Annotated in this window: 16 protein-coding genes and 2 tRNA genes; 9 read left to right on the top strand and 9 right to left on the bottom strand. The window is 73.9% G+C overall.

The window, feature by feature from the left end; genetic code table 11:
• Window positions 1-62: transfer RNA gene (locus AB0P06_RS11015), tRNA-Lys, on the top strand.
• A 113-nt stretch (window positions 63-175) separates the two neighbouring features.
• Here the strand turns inward: AB0P06_RS11015 and pgi are convergent.
• On the bottom strand, window positions 176-1,837 hold the full coding sequence (gene pgi / locus AB0P06_RS11010; RefSeq protein WP_363606760.1) for a glucose-6-phosphate isomerase: 1,662 nt from the start codon (window positions 1,835-1,837) through the stop codon (window positions 176-178).
• A 190-nt stretch (window positions 1,838-2,027) separates the two neighbouring features.
• On the bottom strand, window positions 2,028-3,611 hold the full coding sequence (locus AB0P06_RS11005) for a Na+/H+ antiporter (protein ID WP_363606758.1): 1,584 nt from the start codon (window positions 3,609-3,611) through the stop codon (window positions 2,028-2,030).
• A gap of 202 nt (window positions 3,612-3,813) precedes the next feature.
• Between AB0P06_RS11005 and AB0P06_RS11000 the strand changes: the two genes are divergently transcribed.
• Entirely contained in the window at window positions 3,814-4,722 is a 909-nt protein-coding gene (locus tag AB0P06_RS11000; protein ID WP_363606756.1) for an NADP-dependent oxidoreductase, read from the top strand.
• 78 nt (window positions 4,723-4,800) lie between these two features.
• Window positions 4,801-4,874 (top strand) — tRNA-Lys (locus tag AB0P06_RS10995).
• Between the two features lie 62 nt (window positions 4,875-4,936).
• On the opposite strand, the gene hemC is transcribed toward AB0P06_RS10995, so the two are convergent.
• Window positions 4,937-5,872: a hydroxymethylbilane synthase gene (gene hemC, locus AB0P06_RS10990; protein ID WP_363606754.1), complete on the bottom strand. Its 936-nt coding sequence runs from the start codon at window positions 5,870-5,872 to the stop codon at window positions 4,937-4,939.
• A gap of 103 nt (window positions 5,873-5,975) precedes the next feature.
• On the bottom strand, window positions 5,976-6,683 hold the full coding sequence (locus tag AB0P06_RS10985; RefSeq protein WP_363606753.1) for a DUF2306 domain-containing protein: 708 nt from the start codon (window positions 6,681-6,683) through the stop codon (window positions 5,976-5,978).
• Between the two features lie 264 nt (window positions 6,684-6,947).
• On the opposite strand from AB0P06_RS10985, the gene AB0P06_RS10980 reads away from it, so the two are divergent.
• The 3 genes from AB0P06_RS10980 to AB0P06_RS10970 are packed head-to-tail and all read left to right on the top strand — an operon-like array spanning window position 6,948 to window position 9,175.
• Window positions 6,948-8,093 carry a histidine kinase gene (locus AB0P06_RS10980; protein ID WP_363606752.1) on the top strand — a complete coding sequence of 382 codons (1,146 nt, stop codon included), beginning with the start codon at window positions 6,948-6,950 and terminating at the stop codon, window positions 8,091-8,093.
• The gene (locus tag AB0P06_RS10975) at window positions 8,090-8,785 is read left to right on the top strand and encodes a response regulator transcription factor (RefSeq protein ID WP_363606751.1); all 696 of its coding nucleotides are present in this window, start codon (window positions 8,090-8,092) and stop codon (window positions 8,783-8,785) included. Before AB0P06_RS10980 ends, AB0P06_RS10975 begins: the two co-directional genes overlap by 4 nt.
• Before the next feature lie 33 nt (window positions 8,786-8,818).
• Complete coding sequence (locus AB0P06_RS10970) at window positions 8,819-9,175, top strand: immunity 51 family protein (protein ID WP_363606749.1); 357 nt, start codon at window positions 8,819-8,821, stop codon at window positions 9,173-9,175.
• Between the two features lie 19 nt (window positions 9,176-9,194).
• Here AB0P06_RS10970 and AB0P06_RS10965 read toward each other — a convergent pair whose 3' ends face one another.
• Window positions 9,195-10,415, bottom strand: coding sequence for an MFS transporter (locus AB0P06_RS10965; RefSeq protein WP_363606748.1), 1,221 nt, complete (start codon window positions 10,413-10,415; stop codon window positions 9,195-9,197).
• 65 nt (window positions 10,416-10,480) lie between these two features.
• Here AB0P06_RS10965 and AB0P06_RS10960 point away from each other — a divergent pair, with 65 nt between their 5' ends.
• Window positions 10,481-10,843, top strand: a complete 363-nt coding sequence (locus tag AB0P06_RS10960) for a MerR family transcriptional regulator (RefSeq protein WP_363606747.1) — start codon at window positions 10,481-10,483, stop codon at window positions 10,841-10,843.
• 75 nt (window positions 10,844-10,918) lie between these two features.
• Here the strand turns inward: AB0P06_RS10960 and AB0P06_RS10955 are convergent, their stop codons facing one another.
• Window positions 10,919-12,502 (bottom strand): glycosyl hydrolase family 18 protein, encoded by a 1,584-nt coding sequence (locus tag AB0P06_RS10955; protein WP_363606802.1) that lies wholly within the window; start codon window positions 12,500-12,502, stop codon window positions 10,919-10,921.
• A 322-nt stretch (window positions 12,503-12,824) separates the two neighbouring features.
• Here AB0P06_RS10955 and AB0P06_RS10950 point away from each other — a divergent pair, with 322 nt between their 5' ends.
• Window positions 12,825-16,121 carry a S41 family peptidase gene (locus AB0P06_RS10950; protein WP_363606745.1) on the top strand — a complete coding sequence of 1,099 codons (3,297 nt, stop codon included), beginning with the start codon at window positions 12,825-12,827 and terminating at the stop codon, window positions 16,119-16,121.
• Between the two features lie 82 nt (window positions 16,122-16,203).
• Here the strand turns inward: AB0P06_RS10950 and AB0P06_RS10945 are convergent, their stop codons facing one another.
• Window positions 16,204-16,467, bottom strand: coding sequence for a hypothetical protein (locus tag AB0P06_RS10945; protein WP_363606744.1), 264 nt, complete (start codon window positions 16,465-16,467; stop codon window positions 16,204-16,206).
• 365 nt (window positions 16,468-16,832) lie between these two features.
• Between AB0P06_RS10945 and AB0P06_RS10940 the strand changes: the two genes are divergently transcribed.
• On the top strand, window positions 16,833-17,660 hold the full coding sequence (locus tag AB0P06_RS10940; RefSeq protein ID WP_363606742.1) for a phosphoribosyl-dephospho-CoA transferase MdcG domain-containing protein: 828 nt from the start codon (window positions 16,833-16,835) through the stop codon (window positions 17,658-17,660).
• On the opposite strand, the gene AB0P06_RS10935 is transcribed toward AB0P06_RS10940, so the two are convergent.
• Together AB0P06_RS10935 and AB0P06_RS10930 are read right to left on the bottom strand one after the other, a co-directional pair.
• Entirely contained in the window at window positions 17,650-19,725 is a 2,076-nt protein-coding gene (locus AB0P06_RS10935; protein ID WP_363606741.1) for a phosphocholine-specific phospholipase C, read from the bottom strand. The two genes, AB0P06_RS10940 and AB0P06_RS10935, sit on opposite strands and share 11 nt — an antisense overlap.
• 226 nt (window positions 19,726-19,951) lie before the next feature.
• Entirely contained in the window at window positions 19,952-20,611 is a 660-nt protein-coding gene (locus tag AB0P06_RS10930) for a pentapeptide repeat-containing protein (RefSeq protein WP_363606740.1), read from the bottom strand.
• Window positions 20,612-20,687: the final 76 nt, after the last annotated feature.

The following is a 20,687-nucleotide window of genomic DNA, read 5'->3' as shown; positions in this document are numbered from 1 at the left end:
GCTCAGTTGGTTAGAGCAGCTGACTCTTAATCAGCGGGTCCGGGGTTCGAGTCCCTGGCGGCGCACAGACAGCCGAGAGGCCCCTTGCGAAAGCAAGGGGCCTCTCGGCGTTTCCCGTGCGAGGGAGCATCCGCAGGGCGGGGCCGCCCGCCGGAGCGGACGGCCCCGCCCGGGCTCAGCGGCCGCGCAGCGAGCGGTAGCGGGCGACCAGCTCGGCGGTGGAGCTGTCCAGCGCGTCGGCGCCCTCCCCGGTGAGCAGCACGGGCTCGATCCGCTTGGCGAGCACCTTGCCCAGCTCGACGCCCCACTGGTCGAAGGAGTCGATGTTCCAGATCGCACCCTGGACGAACACCTTGTGCTCGTACAGGGCGACCAGCTGGCCGAGCACCGACGGGGTGAGCTCGGCGGCCAGCACGGTGGTGGTCGGGTGGTTGCCCTTGAAGGTCTTGTGCGGGACCAGCTCGGCCGGCACCCCCTCGGCGGCGACCTCCTCCGGGGTCTTGCCGAAGGCCAGCGCCTGGGTCTGGGCGAAGAAGTTGGCGAGCAGCAGGTCGTGCTGGGCGACCAGGCCGGGGGGCAGGTCGGCGACCGGCCTGGCGAAGCCGATGAAGTCGGCCGGGATCAGCTTGGTGCCCTGGTGCAGCAGCTGGTAGTAGGCGTGCTGGCCGTTGGTGCCGGGGGTTCCCCAGACCACCGGGCCGGTCTGCCAGTTCACCGGGTTGCCGTCGCGGTCCACCGACTTGCCGTTGGACTCCATGTCCAGCTGCTGGAGGTAGGCGGTGAACTTCGACAGATAGTGCGAGTAGGGCAGCACGGCGTGCGCCTGGGCGTCGAAGAAGGCGCCGTACCAGACGCCGAGCAGGCCGAGCAGCAGCGGCACGTTCTGCTCCGGCGGCGCGGTGCGGAAGTGCTCGTCGACCAGGTGGAAGCCGTCGAGCATCTCGCGGAAGGCGTCCGGGCCGATGGCGATCATCAGCGAGAGGCCGATCGCCGAGTCGTAGGAGTAGCGGCCGCCGACCCAGTCCCAGAACTCGAACATGTTGGCGGTGTCGATGCCGAAGTCGGCGACGCCCTCGGCGTTGGTGGAGAGCGCGACGAAGTGCCTGGCCACCGCGTCGGTGTCGGCCCTCAGCTCGGTGAGCAGCCAGTTGCGGGCCGAGACGGCGTTGGTGATGGTCTCGATGGTGGTGAAGGTCTTGGACGCGACGATGAAGAGCGTCTCGGCGGCGTCCAGGTCGCGGACGGCCTCGTGCAGGTCCGCGCCGTCCACGTTGGAGACGAAGCGCACGTCGAGGTCGCGGGCGGCGTAGGAGCGCAGCACCTCGTAGGCCATGGCGGGGCCGAGGTCGGAGCCGCCGATGCCGATGTTGACGACCGTCCGGATCCGCTTGCCGGTGTGGCCGCGCCACTCACCACTGCGGACCTTGTCGGCGAAGGCGGCCATCTGGTCGAGCACGGCGTGCACGGCGGGCACCACGTTCTCGCCGTCGACCTCGACGACGGCGCCGCGCGGGGCGCGCAGCGCGGTGTGCAGGACGGCGCGGTGCTCGGTGTTGTTGATCTTCTCGCCGCGGAACATGGCGTCCCGCAGCCCGGCGACGCCGGTGGCTTCGGCGAGCTCGCGCAGCAGGGCCAGCGTCTCGTCCGTCACCAGCTGCTTGGCGTAGTCCACGTGCAGGTCGCCGACGCGCAGGGTGTAGCGGCGGCCGCGCTCCGGGTCGGCGGCGAACAGCTCACGCAGGTGCGTGTCGCCCAGCTCCGCCCGGTGCTTGCCGAGGGCGGCCCACTGCGGGGTGCGGTCGAGCGGGGTACGGGCGTCGGCGCGGGTCTCCGACATCGGTGGCTCCTCGATTCATCTGGGTGCAGATACCGGCAGGGCCAGGCGGGAGGGTTTTCGCGAGGTCGTGCGGGTACTGGTTAGTGCGCCGACTCCGTTGACGGCCTGCCCGGGGTCAGCCTATGCAACGTCGGGACCGGCCGTGCGCATTCCGTTCGGTCACGTCCGGCCCCGGCTCGCCGACCGTCCGTCACTTCCGTTCGGAGCGCAGGTCGAGCCCGCGCAGCACCTGGTCGACGAGCTCCGGGTCGGCGCCGGGTTCGCTGCGGGCGACCACCATCTCGCGGCGGGAGGCGGCGATCATCTCCTGCTCGACGGCGTGCGCGGCCCGCCACTGGGTGAGCCGCTGCTTCGCCTCGACGGCCTCCTCCTCGGCGTAGTTCTCCGGGCAGAGCCGGGCCAGCCGGTCGTGCTGACGGTCCCGCAGCCGGTCGGCGACCTCGGCGGGCAGCTTGTCCTGCTTCTCCAGTTCGCCGAGCCGCGTCAGCCCGGCCTTGGCGGCCCGCCACCAGAGCCGGCGGACCGCCTGCTCGTGCTTGTCCTGGTCGATGTCCAGGCGCAGCCGCTTGGCCAGCCAGGGCAGGGTGAGGCCTTGGACCAGCAGGGTGAAGAGCACCACGCTGAAGGCGATGAAGACCAGCCGGCCGCGTTCGGGGAAGCCTTCGCCGGAGTGCACGGTGAGCGGGATGGCCAGGGACAGGGCGACGGTGGCCACCCCGCGCATCCCGGACCACCAGAGCACCACGCTCTCCTGCCAGCTGATCGGGGTGTCCTCCTCGGCCCCGGAGCGCAGCCTCCTGGAGAGCCAGCCGGCCGGCAGCAGCCAGAGCAGCCGGACCAGGACCACGACCGCGATGACGACGGCGGCGTCGCCGAGCATGCTCGTCCAGCCGGTGCCCGCCTCCTTGAGGACGGTGGCCAGCTCCAGGCCGATCAGGCCGAAGGCGACGCCGGTGATCAGGATCTCGACGATCTCCCAGAAGGCGTTGCCGACCAGCCGGTAGGAGACGTCGTCGGCGTCGGCGGCCCGCTCGGCGAGGTAGAGCGCGCAGACCACCACGGCGAGCACGCCGGAGCCGTGGATCTCCTCGGCGAGGGCGTAGGCGGCGAACGGCACCAGCAGGTTGAGCGCGACCTGCTGGGTGGGGTCCTCCAGGAGGGCGGCGAGCTTGGTGTTGAGCCAGCCGAGGGCGATGCCGACGACGACGGCGAGTACCGCCGAGAGCACGAAGCGCAGCACCGCGTGGCCGGCCGAGAAGTCGCCGCTGACCACGGCGTCGATGGCCAGCGAGTAGATCACGATCGCGGTGACGTCGTTGAAGAGGCCCTCGCTCTCCAGGATCGCCACCAGGCGGCGCGGCAGGCCGACGCTGCCGGCCACCGCGACGGCGGCGACCGGGTCCGGCGGCGAGACCAGCGCGCCGACCGCGATGGCGGCCGCGAGCGGCAGCGTGGGCAGCAGCCAGTGCACGGCGCCGGCCACCGCGACCGTGGTGACCACCACCAGGGCGACGGCAAGCAGCAGGATCGAGCGGATGTTGGCCCGGAAGTAGCGGACGGACGAGCGCCGGGCGACGGCGAAGATCAGCGGTGGCAGGACCAGCGGCAGGATCAGCTCGGGGTCGATGGCGATGTTCGGGATCTGCGGCATCAGTGCCATGACGATGCCGAGCAGGGTCATCAGCACGGGTTGTGGCACGCCGGTCTTCCGGGCGAGCGGCATGGTCACCACTGAGGCCAGCAGCACCAGGAAGAGCAGGGGCAGCTGGCCCACGGGAAGGTCCTCTCGGTGGTGAGTCGGCGACCGGTGGTCGACGGGTCGGGCGGCGGCCCGGAGCATGATCCGGGCCGCCGTCAAGGATAAATCTGACAATGCGCCCAACCGTGACAACACGCCGGGCAGCGCTTGACCTCAAGCGCACTTCAGGTCTGATCATCTGAGGAAAGGGTCGACCGACAGGCAGGAGCAGCCCCTCATGAAGGCAGTCACCGTCCCCGCGTTCGGCGGGCCCGAGGTCCTGCGGACCACCGAGGTGCCCACGCCCACCGCCGGACCGGGCGAGGTGCGGGTCCGGGTCTACGCGGCCGGAGTACAGCCCGTCGACCTCGCCGTCCGGGGCGGCTGGAGCCCGCCGGGCGTCCGGGTCGAACCGCCGGTGATCCCGGGCAACGAGTTCGCCGGGGTGGTGGACCAGCTCGGCCCGGGCAGCCGGGGCTGGGCGGTCGGCGACGAGGTGCTGGGCTTCCGGCTGCTCCGGGCGCACGCCGAGTACGTCACCGTGGACGCCGCCCAGCTGGTCGCCAAGCCGGCCGGCATGCCCTGGGAGCAGGCCGGCTCGCTCTCCGCGTCCGGCCAGACCGCGCACATCGGGCTCACCGCGCTGAAGGTCGGCCCCGGCGACACCGTGCTGGTCCACGGCGCCTCCGGCGGGGTCGGCACCGTCGCCGTCCAGCTCGCCCGGGCCTGGGGCGCCACCGTGATCGGGACGGCGAGCGAGCGCAACCACGCCTACCTGCGCGAGCTGGGCGCGGTCCCGGTCCCCTACGGCGAGGGGCTGGTCGAGCGGGTCCGCGCGGTGGCGCCGCAGGGCGTGGACGCGGCCTTCGACGCCGCCGGGCGCGGCGCGCTGGAGGCCTCCGTCGAACTGGTGGCCGACCGGGACCGGATCGGCACCATCGTGGACTACCCGGCCGCCGAACGGCTCGGCGTGCGCGGGCTGCGCGCCGAGCGGACGGCGGCCCGGCTGGGCGAGCTGGTCGCCCTCTGGGAGGACGGGGGCCTGCGGCTGGAGATCGCCGACACCTTCCCGCTGGAGCGCGCCGCCGACGCCCACCGGCTGGTCGGCGACGGGCACGTCCGGGGGAAGGTCGTCCTCGCCCCGTGAGCGGCGGGGCCCGGGGCGGGCGCCGGGCCCGATTGTGAGTTTCGGCCGCTGACCAGGTAATGTTTTCCACGTCAGCAGGCGCCGCTAGCTCAGTTGGTTAGAGCAGCTGACTCTTAATCAGCGGGTCCGGGGTTCGAGTCCCTGGCGGCGCACAGACAGCCGAGAGGCCCCTTGCGAAAGCAGGGGGCCTCTCGGCGTTCCCGCCGGCGGCGGCTCAGTGCGGGATCGCGGCGATCAGTTCGGCCGCCCCCTGCCGCTTCAGTGCCAGGGCGGTCGCGGTGCCGAGGTCCTCCGGGGTGAGTGAGCCGGCCCACTCGTGGGCGTCCAGGACCTGCTTGCCGTCCGGGGAGAAGACCCGCCCGCGCAGCGAGAGGCGCCCGTCCGGCTCGGCCTTGGCGTAGCCGGCGATGGGCGAGTTGCAGTGGCCCTGGAGGACGTGCAGGAACATCCGCTCGGCGTTCGCCTCCCGCCAGGTCGGACGGTGGCCCAGCCCGCTCACCGCCTCGATGGTGGCGGTGTCCTCCTCGCGGCACTGGAGGGCGAGGATGCCGGCGCCGATCGGCGGACACATCGACTCCAGGGGCAGGATCTCGCTGATCCGCCCCTTCTCGCCGATCCGCTCCAGTCCGGACACCGCGAGCAGCAGCGCGTCCGCCTCGCCGGCCGCCAGTTTGGCCAGCCGGCTGTTGGCGTTGCCGCGGATCGGCACGCAGGCCAGGTGCGGGTGGGAGGCGGCGAGCTGGGCCCGGCGCCGGACGGACGAGGTGCCGATCCGCGCCCCGGCCGGGAGCCCGTCGAGGGTCAGGCCACCCGGGTGGACCAGCGCGTCGCGGATGTCGTCGCGCCGGAGGTAGGCGGCGAACACCGTCCCGGCGGGCAGCGGCCGGTCGGCGGGCACGTCCTTGAGGCAGTGCACCGCCAGGTCCGCCTCCCCGGCCAGCAACGCGGCGTCCACCTCCTTGGTGAACGCGCCCTTCCCGCCGAGCCGCGCCAGGTCGCCCATCCACCGGTCCCCCGAGGTGGTCACCGGGACCACCTCGGTGCGCACCCCCGGGTGCAGGACGGCGAGTTCGGCCCGGACCCGTTCCACCTGGGCGAGGGCCATGGGCGAGGATCGGGAGACGATGCGGATCAACTCAGTTGAGGACATGGCTGGATGATAGGACGTCATATTCGGTCCGGCGGCATCGGACACCCGGGGGCGCACCCTCGGGCCGCGCCAGGACGCAGCGCGGCCGACCGCCCCGGACCGGTCACGCCCCCGTCCCGGACCGGTCACGCCCCGGCCGGGGACCGGGACCCCGGGCGATCACGTACTCGGCCACCAGCAGGTTGATCAGCCAGGACGTCCAGGCCGCGGTCGCGTACGCCTGCTCGAAGGGGACGCCGACGGCCGGCATCACGGTGAGCCAGACCCGGAGCGTCGCCGCGGCGAAGATCAGTCCGTACGACCGGGTCATCCAGGCACGGTGGCGGGCGATCGCACCCCGGCGGGCGGCGGCGAACCCGGCGGCGGAGGTGGCCAGCAGGAGGATGTCGAGGACGGCGAAGCCGATCGGCGCGATCGGGCCGACCATCGAGTCCGGTACCAGGAAGAGACCGGCGGCACCGGTGACCAGCGCGGCCACCAGATAGCCCCGGCCGACCACGCGGTGCACCACCGGGCGGCGCGCGCGAAGCCGGGGCAGGAACTGCCAGGGGCCGAGCAGGATCGCCAGCACGCCGCCTCCGACGTGCAGTGTGAGGGGGAGCAGATGGGCGAGGTAGACGGCCCGCTGCTCGGTGAGGAAGGTGTCCGGGTCGAGGGTGAGGTAGCGGCTGGTGATCAGGGCGGTGGCGGCGGCGAGGACGATCATCGCGATCCAGCCGGTACGGCGCAGGGCGGCGGCCGGGGCCCGCCGCCGCCGTTCTCCTCGGGCGGCGGCGGGGCCCGTCGGCCCCTGGGACTCAAGGGAGTTCATGCCCCGAAAGCTACGGACCGGGCCCGCTCGGCGCCTCCCCCGCCGGGGTCCGGCGGACGTGCCCCGGGGGGCGTACGGAGGTGGGCCGCTCGGGGTGGCGGGAGAACCCGGGGAGGCGGCTCCGGTCGCCCGGGTACCCCCGGAGGGGTACACCCGGGATACCCCCCTGCGGCGATGCGCGGGCCGGACCGGCCTCGGTACGGTACGGACCGTGCGCCCGCACCACCGCGCAGCAGCGATCACCGCCCCAGCCCCGGAGCCGCGATGAGCCCGCCCGTCCCGATCCGGACCAGTCCCCTGGACACCGCCCTGGCCTGCGCGTTCCTCGGCGCCATGGTGGTCGAGCGGCTCGGCGCGGCCGCGGGGCTCCGCACCGGGATACCGCTCGCCCTGGCGCTGAGCGCCGCCGTCGCCGGCCCGCTCGCCGTCCGGCGCACCCTGCCGCTGGCCGGGTATCTGACCGGTTCCGCCGCGCTGTCGGCGGAGGCGCTGTTCGTCCTGCCCAGCCCGCTGACGCCGTACGCGAACCTGATCGGCCTGTACTCGCTCGGCCTGTACGCCACGCGCCGCCGGGCCTGGCTGGGCCCGTTCGCCGCGCTCCTCGGGATGGCCGCCTACTTCGCGGACTTCGGGCACGCCTACCCGGTGATCCCGGCCGGCGTCCTCTTCTTCTGGCTGCTCGGCTGGGCTTTCGGGTACGGGGCGGCCCGGCGCGCCGAGGAGCGGGACGCGGCCCGGTCGCTGCTGCGCCAGCGGGTCGTCGCCGAGGAACGGGCCCGGCTGGCCCGCGAACTCCACGACCTGGTCGGCCACACGGTGAACGTGATGCTCATCCAGGCCGGCGCGGCCCGCCGGCTGCTCGACCGCGAACCGGACCGCACCCGCGAGCTGCTGTCCGGGCTGGAGCACACCGGCCGGGAGGCCCTGGACGACCTGGACCGGGTGCTCGGCCTGCTCCGGCGGAGCGCCGGGGCGCCGGAGCGGGGCGGCCCCGGCGGCCGTACCGGCCCCGCCGACGACGAGCCGCTCCTGCAGCCCGGCCTGGCCGACCTGGGCCAGCTCACCGGCCGGATCGGGCAGGCCGGGATCCGGGTCACCGTACGGGTCGACCCGGCCGCCCGGCAGGTGCCGCGCAGCATCGACGTCTCGGCGTACCGCATCGTCCAGGAGGCGCTCACCAACACCGTGAAGCACGCACAGGCCGGATCCGCCGATGTCACCGTCCAGTGCGCCGGGGGCGCGCTCGACATCGAGGTGTGCGACGACGGCCGCGGCGCCGCCCCGGGGTACGCGCCCGGCCGGGGGCTGCTCGGCATCGCGGAACGGGTCTCGGTGCTCGGCGGCAGCGTGGAGCACGAGAGGGGTGAACGGGGCGGGTTCCGGCTCCACGCCGTCCTCCCGATCCCATGACGGTCCGGGTGGTGGTGGCCGACGACGATGCCCTGCTGCGCGCCGGGGTGGCCCTCGTACTGGAGACCGGCGACGGCATCGAGGTGGTCGGCGAGGCGGCGGACGGGCTGCGGGCGGTCGAGCTGTGCCGCTCACTGCGGCCGGACGTCGTCCTGATGGACGTCCGGATGCCCGGCATCGACGGCGTCGAGGCGACCCGCCGGGTGGTCGCGGCCGGCCTGCCCACCCGGGTCCTGGTGCTGACGACGTTCCACCACGACGACTACGTGTGGGGTGCGCTGCGGGCCGGGGCCGGCGGCTTCCTGCTCAAGCGGGCCTCGCCGGAGCGCCTCATCGACGCCGTGCACACCCTCGCCGCCGGCGAGTCCGTGCTGGACCCGGCGGTCACCCGCGACCTGGTCGCCCAGGTCGTCGGCCGGACCACGGACCCCCCGCGGCCCACGCCGGACGATCTCAGGCTCGCCCGGCTCACCGCCCGTGAACGCCAGGTCCTCCGGCTGGCCGCGGAGGGGCACTCGAACGCCGAGATCGCCGATCTCCTCGTCCTGGCCCAATCGACCGTCAAGACCCATATGAAACGGATCCTGCTGAAGATCGACGCCCGCGACCGCGCCCAGGCGGTCGCCATCTCCTACCGCAGCGGGCTGATGTCGCCCCCGGGCGCGGGCGGCGGCATCCTCGGCGGCGCCTGACCGGATGTCAGAGGCAGGCCTTAGGGTCGGCGCATGACCGATCGCGAGTCCTTCGCCCCACTGACCTTCTTCGAGTACGACCACCGGCCGGGCACCTACTGCCTGCTCCTGAGTGACGGCTGGATGCCCGAGGCGGACGACGTCTTCGAGGCGGCCGGCCACGACGCGGGCGGCTACGGCTGGGAGGGGGTGGCGAGGTCCGCGATCCGGGAGCGGGCGCCGGAGCTGGCGGGCCGGATCTCCTTCGACTCCGAGGCGGGCATGTTCGTCGCCTACGGGGACGACGCCGACGCGCTGAGGGCACTGGGGGCGCTCCTGCGGGAGGCCTGCCGGGACCGCGCCCTGCTCCGCGAACTGGTCGAGGCCGGCGACCCCGACTGGTTCGACTAGAACGTCCGGGGCCCGGACGTCACCCGGTCCGGCGCCGGGCGGGGAAGCCGTGGACGCGGGCGGCGGTGACCACGGCCAGGACGGGGAGGAGCAGCGCGAGGACGGTCCAGGGGAAGGAGCCGGCGCCGAAGCGGTCGAGCAGGAAGCCGCCGGCCACGCCGCCGCCCGCCATGGCGGCGTTCCAGAGCGTGACCAGCATGGCCTGGGCGGCGTCCGCCTGTTCGCCGCCCGCGTCGCCGACGGCGGTCTGCAGCAGGGTCGGGATGCCGCCCCAGCCCAGGCCCCAGAGCACCGCCGCCACGTAGACGGGCGCGGGGCCGTCGACGGGCACCGCCAGGACGGCGGCCGCGCCGGCGACCAGCAGGCCGCTCGCGAGGGTGAGGGTGCGCAGCCGCCGGTGGATGTGGACGCCGGTGAACCAGATGCCCGCGAGCGAGGCGACGCCGAAGACGAGCAGCACCAGGCCGGTGGCATCGCCCAGGCCGGCCCGGTCGAGGTACGGGGCGATGTAGGTGTAGAGGACGGTGTGGGCCAGGACGAAGACGAAGGTCACGAAGAGCACCGGCACCACCCCCGGGACGGCGAGCGCCCGCAGGGCCGGGGCCCGTTCGGCCCGGCCCTGGCCGGGGTGGTCGGGGACGGTCGCGGCGATCCAGCCGATCACGCCGACCGCCAGCACGGTCATCAGCAGGAACGCCACCCACCAGCCGAGCGCCGTGCCGAGGAAGGTCCCGGCGGGCACGCCCAGCGACAGGGCGACGGGCGCGCCGGTCATCGCGATGGCGATCGCCTTGCCCTGGAGGGGTGCCGGCGCCAGTCGGCGCGCGTACCCGGCGAGCAGGGCCCAGGCCAGGCCGGCCGCCACCCCGGCGACGAACCGGGCCGCCATGGTGAGCGGATAGCCGGACGAGAGGGCGGTGACGGTGTTGGCGGCGGCGAACCCGGCCATCGCGGTGAGCAGCAGCCGCTTGCGCCGCCATCCGGCGGTGGCCGCGGTGAGCGGGAGGGCGGTGACCGCCGTCCCGATCGCGTAGATGGTGACCGACTGGCCCATCGCGGACTCGCTGACGCCGAGGTCGGTGCTCATGGCGGGCAGGACGCCGGCCGGCAGGGTCTCGGTGAGGGCCGTGATGAAGACGGCGGTGGCCAGGGCCAGCAGCGCCGACAGGGGAAGTCCCGTCTGCTTGACGGCAGTTGACGGCCGCACAGGCGGCTGTGCGGATGGCTGTGTGGTTCGCATGACGGCTATGCTCAAACCCTCACATTGATGTGAGGGTCAACGCGTCCCGGTGTGAGGTGGGCCACATGATGATCGGGGAGCTGGCGGAGCGCACCGGCACGTCCCGCCGGCTGCTGCGCTACTACGAGGAGCAGCGGCTGATCGTCGCCGACCGCCGGGCCAACAGCTACCGGGACTACGCCGAGTCCTGCGTCGACCGGGTCCTGCAGATCCGGGGCCTGCTCGACGCCGGGCTGCCGACCCGCCTCATCCGGCAGATCCTGCCCTGCCTGGACAAGCCCCGGGTCATCCACTTCGCCGACGCCACCCCGGAGATGATCGCCACCCTGGAGCACGAACTCGCCGGTATGACCGAGCGGATCAGGTTCCTCACCCGCAACCGGGACGCCATCGCCGAGTACCTGGAAGCGGTGCGGGTGGAGCACTGACCGCCCCGGGGCGCCGGACGGTTCCGTCCGGCGCCCCGGGAGGCCGGGCCCAGGGGTCGGGCCCGGCCGGGCCGGTCAGCGGCGGAAGTAGCCGTCGAAGTTCTTGGAGAACTCCCGCCCGGCGAACTGGTCCCAGTTGATCGACCAGGTCATCAGGCCGCGCAGGTTGGGCTGGGCGCCGGCCTTGGGGACGTAACTGCCGCAGTTGGCCAGCTTGGTGAGGCAGTCCAGGGCCTTGTTGACCTCGGCGGGGGCGACGTAGCCGTTGCCCGCGTTGGTGGTGGCCGGCATGCCGATGGCGAGCTTGGAGGCGGGCAGCGGCGGGAACATGTTGGCGGTGTTGCCCGCGACCGGGAAGCCCTTGAGCAGCATGTCGGTCATCGCGACGTGGAAGTCGGCGCCGCCCATCGAGTGGTACTGGTTGTCCAGGCCCATGATGGAGCCGGAGTTGTAGTCCTGCACGTGCAGCAGGGTGAGGTCGTCACGCAGGGCGTAGATGACCGGCAGGTAGGCTCCGGCACGCGGGTCCTGGCCGCCCCACGGACCGGATCCGTAGTACTGGTAGCCGAGTTGGACGAAGAAGGTCTCCGGGGCCATCGAGAGGACGAAGCCCGGGCCGTACTTGGCCTTCAGGGTCTTCAGCGCGGAGATCAGGTTGACGACGACCGGGCTGGTCGGGTTCTTGAAGTCGGTGTCACCGGTGTTCAGCGACAGCGAGTGGCCCTCGAAGTCGACGTCCAGGCCGTCCAGGCCCCACTTGTCGATGATCGCCGAGACCGAGCTGACGAAGGTGTCGCGGGCGGCCGTGGTGGTGAGCTGGACCTGGCCGTTCTGGCCGCCGATCGAGATCAGCACCTTCTTGCCCTGGGCCCGCTTGGCGGCGATGGCCGCCTTGAAGTCGGCGTCCGACTCGACGCCCGGGCACTCGGTGACCGGGCAGCGGTTGAACCGGATGTCACCGGAGGTGACGGAGGTCGGCTCGCCGAAGGAGAGGTTGATGAAGTCCCAGGAGTTCGGGATGTCGGCGACCCGGGTGTACCCGGCGCCGTTGGCGAAGCTGGCGTGCAGGTAGCCGACCAGGGTGTGGCCCCCGGCGGGCGGGGAGGTGGGCGTGGCGGTGTCGGTCGGGGTCGCCGTCGCGGTGGGCGAGCCGGTGTCGGTGGGCGTCACCGTCGGGGAGGCCGTCGCGGTCGGGGAGGCGGTCGCCGTCGGGCTCGGCGCGCCGGGGCCGTCCAGCGAGACGTCGTCCGCGTAGTACGTGCCCTGGCCGTACCAGCCGTGCGTGTACACGGTGGCGCTGGTCTGGCCGGCGCCCGTGGTGAAGCTGACGCTGAGCTTCTGGTACGCGCCACCGGTGCCGGGCGTCCAGGTGCTGGTGCCACCGTCCACGCCGAGGTAGACGTACGAGCCCTTGAGGTACGCGCTGAGCGTGTAGGTGGTGTTCGGGGCGACGGTGACGGTCTGGGCGCAGCGGGCGATGTCGCTCGCCGAGGCGGCCGCGGCGAGCGCGTAAGTGCCGCCGTGGGCCTGGCCGGTGACGACGCTTCCGGTGCCGCCGGTGCAGCTCCAGGGGGCCAGGGAGCCGCTCTCGAAACCGCCGTTGACCAGGAACTCCCCGGCCGAGGCGGCGGGCGCCAGGCCCAGGGTGAGGCCGACCATGGTGGCGGCGGCGACGGCCGAGGCGGTGCCGGCGGCGAGCAGCGTCCGGGGACGGCGGCGGCCGGGGGTGGTGGTGGGCAGGGGCACTGTTCTGCGCATGCGGGGACTCCTGCGGGGGCGCGATCGTGGGGGACGTCCGAGGGCACGGCAGAGGTACGCGCCAGTGGGGGATCGGCCCGACCTCGCACCCAAGTTGGACTAGACCACTGAAGTGGATCCGGCCGTGCGGTGTCAATGGTCCAGACCGGTCCGGTAGCGGACAGCCGCACACCGGGCCGCCTTCCCGGTTGCCGGGAGTGACACCCCGTCGAAGGATGGAGGGGTGACCTCGCCCGGCTACCTCCGCCACCCCCACCTGCACGGGGGCCTGCTGGCGTTCACCGCCGAGGACGACGTCTGGCTCGCGCCGCTCGCCCCGGACGGCGGCACCGGCCGGGCCTGGCGGGTCAGCTGCGACCGCACCCGGGTCAGCCACCCCCGGTTCTCCCCCGACGGCCGCACCCTCGCCTGGACCAGCTGGCAGAGCCCGGCCCCCGAGGTGTGGACGGCCCCGGTCGAGGGCGGCGAGGGCGTCCGGCTCAGTTACTGGGGCAGCCAGGACACCCGGGTCCGCGGCTGGCTGCCCGACGGTGAGGTGCTGGCCGTCACCTCCTTCCACGAGCCCTTCGGCCACTACACCTGGGCGCACGCGCTGCCATCCGACGGCTCCCCCGGCCGCCGGATGCCCTGGGGACCGGTCGGCGACGCCCAGATGGGCCGCGCCAACACCGTGCTGCTCACCGGTTCGGCCCCGCACGAGCCCGCCGCGTGGAAGCGCTACCGGGGCGGCGCCACCGGCCGGCTCTGGGTGGACGGCGAGCAGATCCTCCCGGGCCACCCCGGCCACCTCTCCTCACCGATGCCGGTGGGAGGGCCCGGCGATCCCAGGATCGCCTTCCTCTCGGACCACGAGGGCATCGGCAACCTCTACTCCTGCCGCCCCGACGGCGGCGACCTGCGCCGGCACACCGACCACGCCTCGTACTACGCCCGGGAGGCCGCCACCGACGGCACCCGGATCGTCTACCAGCACGCCGGCGACCTCTGGCTGCTGGAGAGCCTGGAGGCGTCCGCGCCGCGCCGGCTGCGCGTCCCGCTCGGCGGTGCCCGGGCCGGCCGGCGGCCGTACCAGGTGAACGCCGCCGCCCACGTCAAGGACCTGGCCTGCGACCAGACCGGCCGGGCCGGGGTGGTCACCGTACGCGGCAGCCAGTACTGGCTGACCCACCGCGACGGCCCCGCCCGGGCGCTCGCCGACACCCCGGGCGTGCGCACCCGGCTGCCGGTCGTGCTCGGCCACACCGGCGAGGCCGCCTGGATCACCGACGCCGAGGGCGCGGACGCGGTCGAGGTCGTCCCCCTCCCCGGGCACGAACCGGCCGGGTACCAGGCCACCGGGCACCCGGCGACCGCGCACGGGCCGACCGGACACCCGGCCGCAGAGCCCGGGACGCCGACGCCGCGCCACCACCACCGCCTGCTCGCCGCCGGGCGGATCGGGCGCGTCCTGGAACTCACCGCCTCCCCCGACGGCACCCGGCTGGCCGCCGCCACCTCCGACGGACGGCTGCTCCTGGTCGCCACCGCCGACGGCGCCGTCCGTGAAGTGGCCGCCTCCGACTACGGCCCGGTCTCCGCCGCCCGCTTCTCCCCCGACTCGCACTGGATCGCCTGGTCCCAGCCGTCGGCCGGGCGCTCGCTGCGCCGCATCCGGCTCACCCGCGCCGACGCGCCCGCGCCGATCACCGAGGTCACCGACGGCCGGTTCGAGGACGAGCAGCCGGTGTTCACCCGGGACGGCCGCTACCTCGCCTTCCTCTCCTGGCGCGGCTTCGACCCCGTCCACGACGTGCACACCGGCGACCTCTCCTTCCCGCTCGGCTGCCGCCCCTACCTCGTCCCGCTCACCGCCGACACCCCCTCCCCGTTCGCCGCCCCCGCCGAGGACGGCGCCCCGCGCGACGACGGCGACGGCACCGTGCGGGTGGATCCGCAGAACATCGGCGAGCGGCTGGTGCAGTTCCCGGTGGTCGCCTCCAAGTACTCGGCCACCGACGCCGTGCGCGGCGGGCTGGTCTGGCTGCGCTGGCCGATCTCCGGCACCCTCGGGCAGACCTTCACCAACCCGGACGACACCTCCGGCCGCCCCTCCCTGGAGTACTTCGACCTGGTCCGGGGCACCCGCACCACCCTGGTCGACAAGCTGGACGGCTACGCGGTCTCCGGCGACGGCGGCTCGATCTCCGTCTACTCGGCGGGCACCCTGCGGGTCGTCCCGGTCGGCGCCCCCTCCGCCGGGACCGGCGTCGACCTGCGCCGGATCACCCACACCGTGCACCCGGCCGCCGAGTGGCGCCAGGCGTACCACGAGGCGGCCCGGATCGTCCGGGACCAGTTCTGGGACACCGGCATGTCCGGGCTGGACTGGCCCGCCCTGGTCGCCCAGTACGAGCCGCTGCTGGAGCGGATCGCCGGGCCGGACGACTTCGCCGACCTGCTGCGCGAACTCCTCGGCGAACTCGGCACCTCGCACGCCTATGTCACCCCGTCCCGGCGCAGCGAGGGCACCTCACCGGGCCTGCAGCCGCTCGGCCTGCTCGGCGCCGACGCCCACCGCGCGCCCGACGGGCGCTGGCTGGTCGACCGCGTCCTGCCCGGCGAATCCTCCGACCCGCGCGCCCGCGCACCGCTCGCCACCCGGGGCGTCCAGCCGGGCGACGAACTGCTCGCGGTGGCCGGGCGCCCGGTGGACCCGGTGCGCGGCCCGGCGCCGCTGCTGGCCGGCACCGGCGGCACCACCGTGGAACTCACCCTGCGCGGGGCGGCCGGCCCGGACGCCCCGGTCCGGCGGATCACCGTCACCCCGCTGACCGACGAACGGGCCGTCCGCTACCAGTACTGGGTGACCAAACGCCGCGCGCTGGTCCGGGAGTTCAGCGACGGCCGGTGCGGCTACCTGCACATCCCTGACCTCGGCGGCTCCGGCTGGGCCCAGTTCAACCGCGACCTGCGCCGCGAGCTGGACAAGCCGGCCCTGGTGCTGGACGTGCGCGGCAACGCCGGGGGCAACGTCTCCGAGCTGGTGCTGGAGAAGCTCACCCGGCGCGTGCTGGCCTGGGACTTCAGCCGCGGGCGGCAGCCGGTGCGGTGGCCGCGCTACGCCCCGCGCGGCCCGGTGGTGGCGCTGGCCGACGAGGCCACCAGCTCGGACGGCGATGTGATCATCGCGGCGATCAAGCTGCTGGGGCTGGGCCCGGTGGTCGGCAACCGCACCTGGGGCGGGGTGGTCGGCATGACCGGTCGGCACCTGCTCGGCGACGGGACGCAGATCTCGGTACCGAAGAACGCCTCCTGGTTCACCGGCGGGCTCGGCTGGTCGGTGGAGAACCACGGCGTGGAACCGGACGTGCACGTGCTGCGCACCCCGCACGACTGGGCCCGGGGCCGGCACACCGAGCTGGTCACCGCGGTGCAGCTGGCGCTGGAGCTGCTGGAGGACGCCCCGGCCGCCGTCCCGCCGCCCGACGACACCCCGCGTCCGGATCTGCGGCGGCCGCCGCTGCCCCCGCGTGAGCGCTGAACCGGGCGCTGCCGCGGTGGACGCCGAACGGCGCGAGCGCCGACGGATACGCCCCGTCGGCGCTCGCGCCGTTCAGTCCCGCTCAGTCCCAGGGATCGCCCTCGGCGGTCATGTCCTCGCGGGCCCGTTCCTCGGCCTCCCGCTCGGTGAGCCGCTCCGCCGACCTGGCCTCGCGGACCTTCTCCGTCTCGTCGCTGAACGCGTCGGCGGCCTCGTCGTGGGCGAGGGCGGCACGCCGGGCGGCCTCCGTCGCCGCGGTGGTGTCCTGCTCATGGCTCCCGCCGAGGGAGGACCTGGCCTCCCCGGCGTCGTGCGCCCTGTGGCGGAACCTGTCGAAGATGCCCATGACTCCTCCTCCGGACGGATACCGGGCTGCCCCCACTCTCACACCGGGGCCGGACAAGCGCATCCGCAGACGGCCGGAGCGGACGACCTGAGCAGACGGCCGGACCGGACCGGCCGCCGGTTGGGTCCTTGGTCCCGGGTAGGAAGCATCCAAGGGCCGTAGCCACCCCGTACGGGGCGGGCGGAGGGTGGAGACGTCAGCCGCTCCCGGCAGCGCCGCCGGGCGACCCCGCAGCCCACCCGCGAAAGGCCACCCCGAACAGGCCGTCCCCGAACAGGTCACCCCGAAAGGTCACGGCCGCGCGCGGGATCCCCACCGCGCACGGGCCGGACGCGATCCGCCGCCTCTCACCGCTGGAGCCTGCCATGCCTGTCGCCGCCGAGCCGGAACCGACCGCCCGCCGCCGCGCCCACGAGGAACACGTCGGCGGACCGCGCCGACTGGTCGGACCGCTGGCCGCGCTGGACGGGCGGCTGCCCGGGACGCACGACCTGCTGCTGATGCAGTGCCCGAGCTCGCTGCGGCCGCTCGGCGGCGGCGAGCTGCCGGACTGGGCGCGGCTGGTGCTGCGCGCACACCCCTGGGTGACGGTCGGGCGGGCGCCCGCCCGGGTGGGCGCTCCGGTGGACACCCCGCACCCGGTGCGCTGCACCCGGGACGTCTCGGCCGCGCCCGAGCACTGGCTCCCGGTGACGGTGCGCGGCCCCGAGCGCGGGCAGCGGCTGGACGCCCTGGCGCCGAAGGCGGCGGTGGCGCGCACGCTGCGGCCCGAGCAGCTGATCGGACGGCACGCCCTGCTGCCGGCCGCCCGGGTGGCGGCCGTACCCGCGCTGGCGGTGCTGCCGGTGGTCGACGAGCTGGTCGCGGACCACCGGCTGGCCTGGGGCCCGATCGGCGCGATCGGCTACGAGCTGGCCACCGGCGAACCGGTGACCGGACCGCTGAGCCCGCTGCGGCTGGTGCTGCGCGCCCCGCAGCCGGTCAGCCGACGGGACGCGCTGCACCTGCGACGGGCGCTGAGCAAGCTGCCCGTACCGGTGCAGGCCGAACTGGAGACCCGGCACGGCGCGGTGCTGCTGGCCGAGTACGCGGCCGGGCCGCTGACCCTCACCCTGCTGACGCCCGACGGGCCCCGGGAGGTCCACGACCCGTGGTTCCCCCAGGGCCTGCGGCCCGGGCCGTTCAACCGCTGACGCTGGCCGTGCCGCTCTCCAGGTGGCCGGTGAACCGCTGCGACCAGGTGGCGTCGGCGTCCACCGTGACGGTGAAGTCGTACCAGCCGTCGGTGTAGGCCACCGCGTTGAAGAAGTCGCTCACGCTGCCGCCGGCCGGCACCTGGTACGTCCAGGGGCCGTCCGTGCGGTAGTTGTTCGAGGCGATGGTGAAGGTCAGCGCGGTGGTGCCGGAGTTGGCGAGCCGGAGGTAGAGGGCCAGCCGGCCGGTGCCCGGCTCGACCGCGTACGAGGCGGTGACGGCCGCGTTCCGGCCCGCCTTGGTGGTGTCGCCCTTGAAGCGGCGCAGGAAGCGGTTGGGGCCGACCACGGACAGGTCGTACTGGCCGCCGCCGTAGCCGGTGCCGCAGTTGAAGAAGTCGCTCTGCCTGCCGCCGGGGTCGACGGTGTACTGCCAGGGCCCGCCGCTGCGGTAGGCGTTGGCGTAGGCCGCGAAGTGGGCCGACTTCCGGGCCGCCGGGCCCTCGTTGGCCATCGCCAGCCAGACCTTGACCGCGCCGCCGGAGCCGAACTCCAGGTGGTCCAGGTTGGCGTTCGGCTGGTACGGCAGGGCGCGCGCCGGGCGGGTGCCGGGCTCCTGGACGGGCAGCTTGTTGTCGACCGGCGCCGGGTTGGGCAGCGGTCCACAGCTCGCCATGCCGATCACCGCGTCGGTGTTGGGCAGCGCCGGGAGGCCGTAGACCGGGTTGGCGAAGTCGAAGGCGCTGGTCAGGTCGCCGCAGACGCGACGCCGCCAGTCGCTGATGCTGGGGCAGCTGGCGGGCTTGCCGAGGGCGGCCGTCCACTGCTCCAGGAAGCGCAGGACGGAGGTGTGGTCGAAGACCTCGGAGTTCACCCAGCCACCTCGGGTCCAGGGCGAGATGGCGATCATCGGGACGCGGAAGCCGAGGCCGATGTTGGTCCCGTTGTAGAACTCGCCCGGGGTGCCGGCCGGGGCCGCGGGCGGCGGGACGTGGTCGAAGAAGCCGTCGTTCTCGTCGTAGTTGAGGAAGAGGACGGTGGAGTTGAAGACGTCCGGGTCCGCGTTGAGCGCGTCGATCACGTTGTGGACGAAGTGCGCGCCGTCGGTGGGGGTCGAGTACGGGTGCTCCGAGGAGCCCTGGTCGGGGACGATCCAGGAGACCTGCGGAAGGGTGCCGCCGCGGACGTCGGCCTTGATCGCGGCGACGATGTCGTCCGGGGTGCGGCCGGTCGCCCTGGGGACGGAGCCCATGCCCTTGACGGCCAGCGGGCTGCCGGCCGGGGCACCGGTGAACTGCGTGAAATAGGCCAGGGCGTTGTCGCCGTAGTTGTCGGCGGCGTTCTGGTAGACCTTCCAGCTCACACCGGCGTTCTCCAGCGCCTCGGCGTAGGTCTGCCAGCGCAGGCCCTTCTCGTCGCCGCCGTCGTACGCCGGGCCGCCCGCGGTGCCGGCCGGGTCGATCTGGCCGGACCAGTGGTAGGTGCGGTTGGGGCCGGTGGCGCTGAGGACGGAGCAGAAGTAGGCGTCGCAGATGGTCCAGTTCTCGGCGAGCGCGTAGTGGAACGGGATGTCCTGGCGGGTGAGGTGGCCGAGGGTGCGGACGTTCCCCTTGGCGGCGACCCAGGAGTCCAGCTTGCCGCCGTTCCACGCCCGGTGCTGGTCGCTCCAGGCATGACTCAGATCCCCATTGCACTGGGCCAGGCGCGCGGGGTCGGCGCCGCCGGCCGGTTTGGTGGCGCTGAACTGCCAGGGGTACTGCCGGCCGAGCCCGTTGGGCTGGTTGAAGACGCTGTAGCCGCCGGCGATCTGGATCGCGCTGCGGTCGGCGAAGCCGCGCACGCCGCGCAGCAGGCCGAAGTAGTGGTCGAAGCTGCGGTTCTCCTGCATCAGGATCACGATGTGGCGCGCGTCGGCGATGGTGCCGGTCTGCGACAGCGCCGCCGAGGGCACGGTGGCGGGCCCCGCGGCGGGCGCCGCCCCCGCTCCGGTGCTCCCGGCCACGGCCAGACCCGCCGCGGCGGCGCCGGACAGCGTGACGAACTTCCTACGACTCAGCTCGGCCATCAGCCCGGCCCGTCCCTTCGCTGGCGATGTTGTGCACACAAGTCGGCGCTCATCGATCGCGCAGCATCCTCCTCCCGCCCCGAACGGCCCCACCAGAGGGCCGCGCCAGGGTTGGCGGACTGTTCTCCCCGCCGTCACCGAGCGGCCGGGAGCTGAACGGCGGGCCGCCCCACCGGGGTGCCGGACCCGGCGGCGGGCCGGGCCTGAGGGCGGGTCGGGCGCGAGCTCAGCCGTCCTTCACGGTGATGCCCAGGGCGTGGGCGAACTGGGGCGCCAGCTCCATCAGTTGGAGCGAGCTGATCAGGGCGCCACGCAGGCCCTCGGGCCCGTCGGTGAGGCCGAGCCGGACGGCGCCGCGCAGATCGGTCCTGGTCATCCTGGCGCCGCGCAGCCGGACCTCCTCCAGGGTCGAACCGGGGAAGGAGACATCGGTCAGCTTCGCGTCGCCGAAGTCCACGTCGCGCAGCAGGCAGTCCTCGAAGACGACGTCCCGCAGGACGGCGGCGCGCAGATTGACGGCCTCCAGCTTGCAGCCGCGGAACACCACCCGGCGCAGCGCCGAGCCGTGCGCGGCGACGCCGGCCAGGACGCCGCCGGTGACGGCGCTGTCCTGCCAGTCGCTGTCGCTGAGTTCGCAGGCCACCCAGCGGCCGGCCTGTGCCCACACCTCGTTGAAGCGGGCCTGGCGGAGCTTCATCCCGCTCAGCGAGACGCCGGTGAACGCGCACTCCAGGAAGGTGGCACCGCCGGCCGACTGGTCGCGGTACTCGCCGCCGTCGAAGTGGACGGTGTCGTAGCGCTCGTCACTGCGCAGCGGCCCGGTGTGCGGGCGCAGCAGTGCCGCGTACGGCAGGTCGGCCAGGCGGTCGGGGACGGACAGGGGCATGGCGGTGGCACCTCACGGTCGGCGGACGGGTCCTCGTCCGCATGCTCGCACGCGGCACCGACAGCGACACCGACAC

Origin of the sequence: Kitasatospora sp. NPDC088351 (assembly GCF_040685575.1) — a bacterium.
In the GTDB taxonomy this organism is placed as follows: domain Bacteria; phylum Actinomycetota; class Actinomycetes; order Streptomycetales; family Streptomycetaceae; genus Kitasatospora.
This window is presented reverse-complemented; position numbering and strand designations above follow the sequence as displayed.